This is a genomic window from Deltaproteobacteria bacterium (genome assembly GCA_026712905.1).
Lineage (GTDB): Bacteria > Desulfobacterota > Binatia > UBA9968 > JAJDTQ01 > JAJDTQ01.
Genome location: JAPOPM010000150.1, coordinates 1 through 3,422, shown reverse-complemented (window position 1 = coordinate 3,422; position 3,422 = coordinate 1). Strand labels below are relative to the sequence as shown.

Genomic DNA, 3,422 nt, shown 5'->3' with positions numbered 1-3,422 from the left:
CCTGGCCACACAGTCATCGTTGGCGGGAACAGTGTCGGCAAGTCAACCCTATGTGAGGCCCTGGATCTTCTGCTGGGGCCGGATCGTCTATCTCGAAGCAGCCCGATAGACGAGCATGACTTCTTCGAGCGGCGCTACCTCGACGGAGCCGGCGTCCCCATTCTCATCGAGTTGGAAGTCGTGCTGACAGATCTGACGGAGGATGCCTTAACCAAGTTCCGTATCCACCTCGAATATTGGGATACCGCGAAGGACGCGATCCTGGATGCGACGGCGGCACCCGAAGTTGTCGACGATGACGATGTTGTGCCCGCTCTTCGGATCAAATTGGAAGGTGCCTACGACATCGAGGAGGACGAATTCAGGGCCGAGTGCTACTTCGCCAGTACTCCGGTGGATGACGAAACACGCCGGGTAAGGGTCACACGCGCGGCAAAACGGCAATTCGGGTTCATCTATTTGCGGGCGCTGAGAACCGGGGCCACCTCACTCATTCCCTTTCTGCGGCTGGAGGATCCAGAAATACTCAACGACAGACTTGCCGAGTGGCAGCATTGCTACAACTCGGACCGCGCCCATGACAGCCGCAACGGCCGCCCGCCGACCGACCGTGTCGTTGACCTCCCTCGCAAATCTCCCCTTGGCGACGAGATCGCTGTCAATTGCGAGCCCTCCCGCGCGTTCATCATGCCGCGGAACGACTGGCCCCAACTCGGACGCGTTGAAAGCATGTAGGCAGGCAGACTGCACACATGTACGAAGACGACACACATCATTCCCCAAGAATCTTGTCTATTGCAGCGTGGGTTCCCGCAACGATAGAGGCCATTTGTTCACTGTGACCTGCACCCCAATTTGTCCTCACCCATAAGTTAGTGGTTTTTGGTTGTGGTCCTCACGGGACCGGGTAGCGAACTCCAAGGGCGTCAGTCCCTGGAGGCTCGTATGCGGTCGTCTAGCGTTGTAGTCGATCCTCCAGTCCTGGATGATCCCCCGGGTGTGGCGGTAGCTGGTGAACATGTGCTCGTTAAGGCACTCATCACGCAGCCGGCCGATGAAGCTCTCGACCAGCCCGTTCTGCATGGGCTTGCCGGGAGCGATGTAGTGCCAGTGGACCCCTCGGTCCTGTTGCCACCGGAGCATGGCGTTCGAGGTGAACTCGGTGCCGTTGTCCGAGACCACCATCAGGGGGTAGCCGCGACGTTCAGCAATCCCGTCCAGTTCTCTCGAAACTCGCTCTCCGGTGATGGAGTTGTCGACGATGGTGGGCAAGGACTCCCGGGTTAAGTCATCGATCACGCAGAGCACACGGAAACGCCGGCTGTCCGCCAGGGTGTCGGAGGCGAAGTCCACCGACCAACGCTGATTGGCTCCCTGGGGGATCGTCATCGGCGCCCGGGTCCCCAGTGCCCGCTTGCGGCCGCCCCGCTTGCGCACGGTCAACTTCTCCTCCTTGTAGAGCCGGTAGAGCTTCTTGCGATTCACCACGACCCCTTCTCGAGCCAGCAACAGGTGCAGCCGCCGATACCCGAAGCGGCGACGTTCCGCCGCCAGCTCCCGTAGCCTCTGCCTCAGCTCTCCCTCCTCCGGCCTGCTCGACCGATAACGGTACACCCGCGGGTCGATCCCCACCAGGTTGCAGGCCCGGCGCTACGTGTGCCCTCGCTCCTCCATCGCCCAGTCCACGGCTTCCCTCCGGGACCTGGGCGTTAGAAGTTTCTTCCCAGCATCTCCTTGAGCGTCGACACGTCCAGCATGGCGTCGGCCAGAAGCCGCTTCAGCTTGGCGTTCTCCGCTTCCAGGCTCCTCAGTCGTTGGGCCTCCGATACCTCAAGCCCGCCGTATTTCGAGCGCCACTTGTAGAACGTCGCGTCGCTGATACCGTACTTCCGACAAAGCTCCGCCACTGCCAGCCCCGCCTGATGTTCCTTGAGAATCCCGATCACCTGCTCTTCGCTGAATCGGCTCCTGCGTATCTGCCTCCTCTCTGGGCTAACACTAACCCTCAAGTGAGGACATTCAAGGGGGGCAGGTCACCCACTTTCCCCTCACCTCACTCGAACCCCAAACCGACTTGACCCCGATTGTTCAGACCATCCCTAGCAACCTGTCCGTTTTTCCGGGACCACCTCAGTTTCCATGCTTAGTTTCACAACAACATACAGGCGGGGAGATCGGTGGGCGTTGGTTGGGTCGAAGGCGCGCGGTTGAGCGGTTGACCGGCGGGCTTCTCCGTCGGGGCCTGCTAACGGGACCAAATAGGGCCCAGACCTTAGAAACAGGGTGCTGGCCTTTCTACCGGTCGCCGTGGTGTACGACGTGGTCGGTAAGGCTAACTCACTTTCGGTTCTGGCCATACTCACGCCAAACGCCGCGTTGGGTGGTTAGGGTGTTGAGGCGCGCTCCACGCAACGGTCCACCGCTCAGGTCAGAACGCGGAGCGCGGTCTCGGGGGCTTTGTCGAGTACCCGCAACAGGGCGCGCGCGGCACCGGTGGGGCAACGCTTCCCCTGTTCCCAGTTGCGGATCGTTTCATGCGGCACGTCGATTCGTCGCGCCAACTCTAGCTGGCTGAGGCCCAGTCGCCGCCGGATCCGACGAGCATAGCGTGCCATGTCCTGCATGGCCTCGGCGTCGTCCTCCTGCTGCTGCAAGGCGATTTCCGTCTCGGTGGTGCCATCCACCACAGCGAAGTGGATCCGCCCCTTCGGGAGGGTCGCGGAATTGTCCGGATCAATCCTGACGCGCGTAGTGCTCATAATCCCCGACCTCCTTCCCGCTGGCCTTGCGCGCTGAAGTGAATTGAGCGGCGAGCTCACGCAGCCGATTCCGCCTTGCGGGCCTGGGCAAGATCATAGGCCCCTTGCATCCGTACCCAGTGTCCGGCGTCACTCCAGCCGAGCCGCTCCAGTGCCAGCGCGAGCTGCGGTGAAACGCTGGCCTTGCCGTTGAGAACACGGGAAAGCATTGTTCTTGTGACGCCTAGCCGAATAGCGGCTTCGGTAACGGTCCACTGCTCGGCCTCCATAGCCTCGCGGATAATTTCGCCGGGGTGGGCCGGATCGTACATGGCGGTCATTTCGTCTCTCCTGCTGGTGGTAGTCGGTCAGGCGGAGTAGGGTGCCTGGGAAATCCTACGAATCGTCATTCCCGCGAAACAGGCTGTGTCAAAACGTCGACCGGGCAAGAACTGCACCAAACCCCCCGAGAAGTCATTCCCGCGGAAGCGGGAATCCAGGGGTGGCGAGGCGGGGAAACGCAGATGTAGTGCCCCACCACCGCCCCTGGATTCCCGCTTTCGCGGGAATGACTTCTCGGGGGGGGGGGGGGGGTTCGGGTCGCTCTTTCCAACCCTTTTTTTCCAACTTTGGGCTTACTTAAGCCCCCGGCTCCGGCCCAGGACCGGCCACCCCTTACTTTCT

3 protein-coding genes and 1 pseudogene are annotated in these 3,422 nt (G+C 61.4%); 1 reads left to right on the top strand and 3 read right to left on the bottom strand.

Going from position 1 to position 3,422, the window contains the following annotated elements:
- The coding region (locus tag OXF11_12010) for a hypothetical protein (GenBank protein ID MCY4487818.1) at positions 1-735 on the top strand (735 nt) is incomplete at its 5' end.
- Positions 736-861: 126 nt separating this feature from the next.
- On the opposite strand, the pseudogene OXF11_12005 reads toward OXF11_12010, so the two are convergent.
- The 3 genes and pseudogenes from OXF11_12005 to OXF11_11995 all read right to left on the bottom strand — a co-directional run bounded on the left by OXF11_12005 (position 862) and on the right by OXF11_11995 (position 3,079).
- Positions 862-1,976: pseudogene (locus OXF11_12005) on the bottom strand (IS3 family transposase).
- Positions 1,977-2,423: 447 nt separating this feature from the next.
- Positions 2,424-2,759 carry a helix-turn-helix domain-containing protein gene (locus OXF11_12000; GenBank protein MCY4487817.1) on the bottom strand — a complete coding sequence of 112 codons (336 nt, stop codon included), beginning with the start codon at positions 2,757-2,759 and terminating at the stop codon, positions 2,424-2,426.
- Between the two features lie 56 nt (positions 2,760-2,815).
- On the bottom strand, positions 2,816-3,079 hold the full coding sequence (locus tag OXF11_11995; protein MCY4487816.1) for a HigA family addiction module antitoxin: 264 nt from the start codon (positions 3,077-3,079) through the stop codon (positions 2,816-2,818).
- Between the last annotated feature and the right edge of the window lie 343 nt (positions 3,080-3,422).